This is a genomic window from Tianweitania sp., assembly GCF_032053605.1.
Taxonomy (GTDB): Bacteria; Pseudomonadota; Alphaproteobacteria; order Rhizobiales; family Rhizobiaceae; genus Tianweitania.
In genome coordinates this window covers 21,048-27,588 of the sequence record NZ_DAMBUH010000044.1, presented here as the reverse complement: position 1 = coordinate 27,588, position 6,541 = coordinate 21,048, and the positions used below count along the sequence as shown (strand labels likewise).

At 60.1% G+C, this 6,541-nt stretch carries 6 protein-coding genes; 1 reads left to right on the top strand and 5 read right to left on the bottom strand.

The features are described from left to right. From RTX98_RS11725 to RTX98_RS11705, 5 genes are all read right to left on the bottom strand, one after another. A partial coding sequence (locus tag RTX98_RS11725) for an amino acid ABC transporter ATP-binding protein (protein ID WP_312796752.1) occupies positions 1 to 655 on the bottom strand: 655 nt, incomplete at its 3' end. Positions 656 to 712: 57 nt separating this feature from the next. Then, positions 713 to 1,837, bottom strand: a complete 1,125-nt coding sequence (locus tag RTX98_RS11720) for an amino acid ABC transporter permease (RefSeq protein WP_416223113.1) — start codon at positions 1,835 to 1,837, stop codon at positions 713 to 715. Between the two features lie 35 nt (positions 1,838 to 1,872). Further along, on the bottom strand, positions 1,873 to 3,063 hold the full coding sequence (locus RTX98_RS11715) for an amino acid ABC transporter permease (protein ID WP_312796751.1): 1,191 nt from the start codon (positions 3,061 to 3,063) through the stop codon (positions 1,873 to 1,875). Positions 3,064 to 3,176: 113 nt separating this feature from the next. After that, positions 3,177 to 4,205, bottom strand: a complete 1,029-nt coding sequence (locus RTX98_RS11710) for an amino acid ABC transporter substrate-binding protein (RefSeq protein WP_312796750.1) — start codon at positions 4,203 to 4,205, stop codon at positions 3,177 to 3,179. Between the two features lie 241 nt (positions 4,206 to 4,446). Next, positions 4,447 to 5,115: a phosphatase PAP2 family protein gene (locus tag RTX98_RS11705; protein ID WP_312796749.1), complete on the bottom strand. Its 669-nt coding sequence runs from the start codon at positions 5,113 to 5,115 to the stop codon at positions 4,447 to 4,449. A gap of 249 nt (positions 5,116 to 5,364) precedes the next feature. Between RTX98_RS11705 and RTX98_RS11700 the strand changes: the two genes are divergently transcribed. Next, positions 5,365 to 6,537: a cystathionine beta-lyase gene (locus tag RTX98_RS11700; protein ID WP_312796748.1), complete on the top strand. Its 1,173-nt coding sequence runs from the start codon at positions 5,365 to 5,367 to the stop codon at positions 6,535 to 6,537. The last annotated feature ends 4 nt before the right edge of the window (positions 6,538 to 6,541 follow it).

The following is a 6,541-nucleotide window of genomic DNA, read 5'->3' as shown; positions in this document are numbered from 1 at the left end:
TCACGCACAGCATGATCATGCCTTCCTCGGCGAGGCCGACCATGGTTTCCAGCACTTCCTTGATCATCTCGGGATCGAGTGCCGAGGTCGGCTCATCGAACAGCATGATGCGCGGGTTCATGCAAAGCGAACGGGCAATCGCCACGCGCTGCTGCTGACCACCGGACAGCTGGCCTGGATATTTGTTGGCCTGTTCCGGGATCTTCACGCGGCGCAGGAAGTGCATCGCGGTCTCTTCGGCTTCCTTCTTCGGGGTCTTGCGAACCCAGATCGGCGCCAGGGTGCAGTTTTCCAGGATCGTCAGGTGCGGGAACAGGTTGAAGTGCTGGAACACCATGCCGACGTCGCGGCGAACCTCGTCGATCTTCTTAAGATCGTCCGTGAGTTCCTTGCCATCGACGATGATCTGGCCGCGCTGGTGTTCTTCCAGCCGATTGATGCAGCGGATCAGCGTCGACTTGCCGGAACCGGACGGACCGCAGATGACGATCCGCTCGCCGCGCATGACCTTGAGGTTGATGTCGCGCAGAACGTGGAAGTCGCCATACCACTTGTGCATGCCAACGATCTCGACGGCGACCTCCGTGTCGGAGATGTGCATCTTGGAGCGATCGACATGGAGCTCTTGCGCGCTGACGGCATTTTCGATTGCCATTTTCTGTATCCCTTTGGGCGGTTGCGCCTGTAAGTCCTGATGAGTTCCTGATTGCGCCTAGCGCCGATAGCCCGTGTCCAGCCGCCGCTCCATGAACATGGAATAGCGCGACATGCCGAAGCAAAAGGCCCAAAAGATCAGCGCCGCGAAAACATAGCCCGTTTTTGCGGTTTGCGGCGTGGCCCAGGTCGGGTCACCCGAGATGCTCTGCTTGACCGTGCCCAGCAGGTCGAACATCGAGATGATCAGAACCAGCGTCGTGTCCTTGAAGAGGCTGATGAAGGAGTTCACGATGCCCGGAATCACCAGCTTCAACGCCTGCGGCATGACGATCAGGCCCATCTTCTGCCAATAACCGAGGCCGAGCGAATCGGCGCCCTCATACTGGCCGCGTGGGATCGCCTGAAGGCCGCCGCGAATGACTTCCGCCATGTAAGCGGACGCAAACAGCGCTACACCGATCAGCGCACGCAGAAGCTTGTCGAAGGTCACGCCCGGCGGCACGAAAAGTGGCAGCATGAAGGCTGCCATGAACAGCACGGTCACCAGCGGCACACCGCGCACCGTCTCGATGAAGATCACCGACAGCAGCTTGACCACCGGCATCCTGGATCTGCGGCCCAGCGCCAGAATGATGCCCAACGGCAAGGACACGGCGATGCCGACATAAGACAGCACCAGCGTGACCATCAGCCCGCCCCAGAGCGACGTTTCGACGTGAGGCAAGCCGAAAACACCGCCAAGCAAGAGGATATAGGCGACCACAGGAAAGATGCCGAAGATCAGAACGGCATTCAGGCCCTTGAACGGCACACGGGGGATCAGGAGCGGTATCAGCAGGCCGATGAACAGGATGCCCGTTAGAATGACGCGCCAACGCTCATCGATCGGATAGCGCCCGAACATCAAGTAGCCGAAGCGATTGATGACGAACGGCCAGCATGCGCCCGACCAGCCGACCGGTAGTTGTCCGCCCTGCTCCGTGGTCAAGCAGGCCGTGCGGTCCGTGCCCGTCCAAACCGCATCGAACAGCAACCAGTTCAGGATCTTGGGCAGGAACCAGGCCACCGCCACGATCGCAATGGCGGTCATCAGAGAGTTCAATGGAGTCGCAAAAAGGTTCTTGCGACCCCAGGCGAGTGCCCCAGCCTCGCTGCGCGGCGCGCTTTGCGCCAAGGCCATTTCGGTGCGGACCCAGGATCGTGCTCTTGCATAGTCTATCTCTCGTTAAGGGCCATCTTGGCGTTGAACCAGTTCATAATAAGCGACGTCAGCAGGCTGATGCTGAGGTAAACCACCATGAAGATGACGACCACTTCGATCGCCTGACCGGTCTGATTCAGGATCGTGCCGCCGACTGCGTAGAGGTCGGGGTAGCCGATCGCGACGGCCAGGGACGAGTTCTTGGTAAGGTTTAGATATTGGCTGGTCAGTGGCGGAATAACGATCCGCATTGCCTGTGGGATCACCACCATTCGCAAGCTCTGACCGGAGCTCAATCCTAGAGACGAAGCCGCCTCGGTCTGCCCTCTGCTCACGCCTTGAATGCCGGCGCGTACAATCTCGGCGATAAAGGCCGCAGTGTAGAAGGACAGTGCCAGCAAGAGCGACAGGAATTCCGGCTTCACGTTGAGGCCGCCGGTCAGATTGAACGCGCCTTTTTGCGGCAGGTCAAAGGTGAGCGGCATTCCGGAAAGGATGAAGCCTAGAACGGGCAAGCCGATGATCAGCGCGAGGCTGGTCAGAAAAACAGGAAACTGCTGGCCGGTAGCGGCCTGTCGAGCCTTGGCGCGCCGTGCCACGAAGTAGCTGAGTGCAACGCCAACGATCAGTCCGACAAGCACGAGCCATGCGCCGTCTCCCCAAACCGGACGTGGAAGATAAAAGCCGCGGCTGTTCAGAAAAGAGTTGAAGGGCAGCACGTAGCTTCCGCGTACGTTCGGCAGCAGCGCCAGGACACCCTGATACCAGAACAGGATCACCAGAAGCGGCGGAATGTTGCGGAAGACCTCGACATATACGGTCGCAATCTTGCGGATCAGCCAATTGTTCGAAAGCCGCCCGATACCAACAAGAAAGCCGATGATCGTGGCGACGACGATGCCGGTGACCGCAACCAGAAGCGTGTTCAGGATGCCTACAACAAGCGCGCGTCCGTAGGTGCCGTCCGAGCTGTATTCGATCAGACGATCCGAAATATCGAAACCGGAACGGCCGCGCAGAAAGCCAAAGCCCGTCGTGATGTTGGAGCGGCGAAGATTCAAAAGCGTGTTGTCGACGATCCACCAGATGCCCAGAACGAGCAGCAGGATGACGACGGCTTGAACAAAAAGGCTTCGAACGCGCGGATCATAGAGAAACGAAGCCTTGGCGGGCCTGATGTCCTCTGTCACGTCTTGTGTCGCCACGGGGTTCCCTTCCCACGGTCATTCAATAAGGCGGCCGAATTCTAAAGACCGGTCCTGCCGTGGCTGTCGCCGCCGGGGCACTCGCGCACCCCGACGGATCGTTTCAGCTGATTTTAGCGGATTGGCATGCCGTACTGCAGGCCGCCCTTGGTCCACAGCGCGTTGACGCCGCGGGCAATCTTCAGCGGGCTGCCGGAACCAACATTGCGCTCGAAGATCTCGCCGTAGTTGCCGGTCGCCTTGATGACGTTGACGACCCAGTCATTCGTGAGACCGAGATCGGTGCCGATCTTGGTTTCAGCCTCGCTGCCGAGCATGCGCTTGATGTCCGGATTGGCCGAGTTCTTCATTTCCTCGACATTGGCCTGCGTAATGCCGGCTTCTTCGGCGTTCAGCAGCGCGTAATACGTCCACTTGACGATATCGAACCACTGGTCGTCGCCCTGGCGAACGGCTGGTCCGAGAGGCTCCTTGGAGATGATTTCCGGCAAAACGACGTGGTCGTTCGGCGAGGCCATCTGGAGACGAACGCCATACAAGCCCGACTGGTCGGTCGTGTAGGCATCGCAACGGCCGGCGTCATAGGCGGCGTTGGCTTCCTCGAACTTCTCGAACACAACAGGATTGTATTCCATGTTGTTGGAACGGAAGTAGTCGGCCAGGTTCAGTTCGGTGGTCGTGCCGGCCTGCACGCAAATTGCGGCGCCGGACAGCTGCATCGTCGAGGTAATGCCTTCGAGCTTCTTCGAATTGATCATGAAGCCCTGGCCGTCATAGTAGGTGACGCCGGCGAAGTTGAAACCGAGCGCGGTATCGCGGTTCACGGTCCAGGTCGTGTTGCGCGACAGGATGTCGATCTCGCCGGACTGGAGCGCCGTGAAGCGATCTTTCGCAGACAGGCCGGTGAACTTCACCTTGGTGCCATCGCCGAAGACGGCAGCGGCAACGGCACGGCAGAAGTCTGCGTCGAGGCCAGTCCATTCACCCTTGTCGTTTGGCGCCGAGAAGCCAGCCAAACCGGTGTTGACACCACACTGCAGGAAGCCCTTTGCCTTCACATCGGCCAGCGTCGCTGCCGATGCTGTCGCAGCAGACGCTGCAAGCAAGCTTGCGCCAACCAGCACCTTGATGACAGTTTTCATTACCACAACCCTCTTATCGCGCCGAAGCGGCCTGATTTTCTTTGGAGAGTGAACGTTGCTGCCAGGCGGCGCCATGCCGGCGACCTGCTCCTCCGTCCCTCACGCCGGCATCGAAAGCGATATTAAGCCAGTGGTCAAGGGCGAAAGGGCCAGACCGCATCTTTGTTGTGCAATATTAAGGGACTGCCCGGCTCTTCATCGTACTAAAGGCTAGTACGCCGCATGGCTGCCGCAATGTCACTCAGCCTGCGCGATGGAACCGCGGCACCGGAAACAGCTGTCCGCTCTCCATGCGAAAAGCAACTTCGCGCTGTGCCAGCCAGCGCGCCAGTGTCAGCGCAAACAGGAAGCCGACCGTGAAGCCGCCAACGATGTCGCTCGGGTAATGTGCATCCGCCGCGACCCGGCTTGCCGCCATGAACAGGCCGGCAGCCAGGAACAGCCAGCGGAACCGAGGCATCCAGGTCATCAGGATCACGGTGACTGCCGCAGCCGTGGTGGAATGGCCGGAGGGGAAGCTCGCAAAATCATAGGCCAGAGTGAATGGCTGCAGATGAAGGTGCCCGAAATTGTCGAACAAGACAGGACGTGCACGACCAAAGATGATCTTGAAGACGTTGGTGGTCAGCAAGGCTCCGCCTACCGCCACGAACACGAACACCGCTTGTGCATAAAGGTTCGACCAAACACGCCGCGCGCCGCTGTCCGGCGCGCCCCAATCCGCCACGCCGGCAATCAGGATCAGCAGCCCGGCCGGCACGATGTACCATTGGATGCGCACCAGGTCCGTCCAGTTTGCCATGAAGGCACGCAAAGGTGCTTCCGAGCCGCGCACGGCCGCGTTGATGTCGCCATCCACGAAACTAAGGGCAACGATCAGGATCGCAGCACTCCAGGCGATGATCGTCATGTGCCGCGTCCAGACCGATGGCGCTCCACCGACCGGTCCAGCGCGCAGCTTCCGCCATCCCTGGCGGGCGCGGTAGATGAAGCGTTGGTGGCCCCGAACAGGCTCCCGGGGACGTGAGTCTTGCTGTGGCGGAAGCGGTTTAAACAAGCGAGAGCCTTTGAAGCGGATGATTGGTCCAGCAGAGCTGGCACAGTTGCGCTTCAGCTAGTGCATGCGTAACCCTCGGCAAACAAGTTTCACGAGGTCATGATGACGACGTCCACAAACAGCAAGCACGGCATGAACACGCGTCTGGCGCATGGCGGCCACGATCCGCAAAGCTTCCACGGCTTCGTCAATCCGCCGGTTGTTCATGCCTCGACGGTTCTTTTCCCCAATGCCGATGTGATGCGTCGTGGTGCCCAGAAATACACCTACGGCACGCATGGCACCCCGACCAGCGACGCGCTCGCCGCTGTTATCGACGATCTCGAAGGCACCGCCGGCACGCTGCTCGTTCCGTCCGGCCTTGCAGCTGTTACCGTGCCGCTGCTGGCCTTCCTGTCTTCGGACGATCACGTGCTGATCACCGACTCGGTCTATCGCCCGACGCGTCGTTTCGCGGATACCGTGCTGGAGCGGCTCGGCGTTGCGGTGACCTATTACGATCCGCTGATCGGCGGCGGGATCAGCGCCCTGATCCAGCCGAATACCAAGGTGGTATTCACGGAGTCGCCCGGTTCAAACACGTTCGAAATCCAAGACATCCCGGCAATTGCGGCTGCAGCACATCAGGCCGGCGCTGTCGTCATGATGGACAACACCTGGGCGACGCCGCTGTACTTCCGCTCGGTGGAGCACGGCGTCGATGTGGTGATCCATGCGGCCACTAAATACCCCGCCGGCCATTCGGATGTTCTTCTCGGCACGATCTCGGCCACGCAGCCGCATTTTGCTAAGCTGGAAGAAACCTACACCGCACTCGGCATGTGCGCTGGCCCGGACGACGCTTATCAGACCTTCCGGGGGATGCGCACCATGGGCGTGCGCCTCGAGCATCATCGCAAATCAGCGCTGGAGATTGCGCGCTGGCTGGAAGAACAGGCGGGCGTCGGGCAGGTTCTACACCCTGCCCTCGAATCGCACCCGACTTACGACCTGTGGAAGCGTGATTTCACTGGATCGACAGGCGTGTTCTCGATCGTTCTGGATGGCGGCAGCACGGCCCAGGCCGACGCGTTCCTTGATGCCCTGCAAATCTTTGCGCTCGGCTATTCCTGGGGCGGCTTCGAAAGCCTCGCAGTGCCGGTTTTCCTGGAGGATCGCACGGTTGCCAAGGGCGACTATGCCGGCCCCGTCATTCGCCTGCAGATCGGCCTGGAAGACGTCGAGGACCTCAAGGCTGATCTTCTCGGAGCGCTGGCGGCAGCAAAAAGCGTCTGAGATC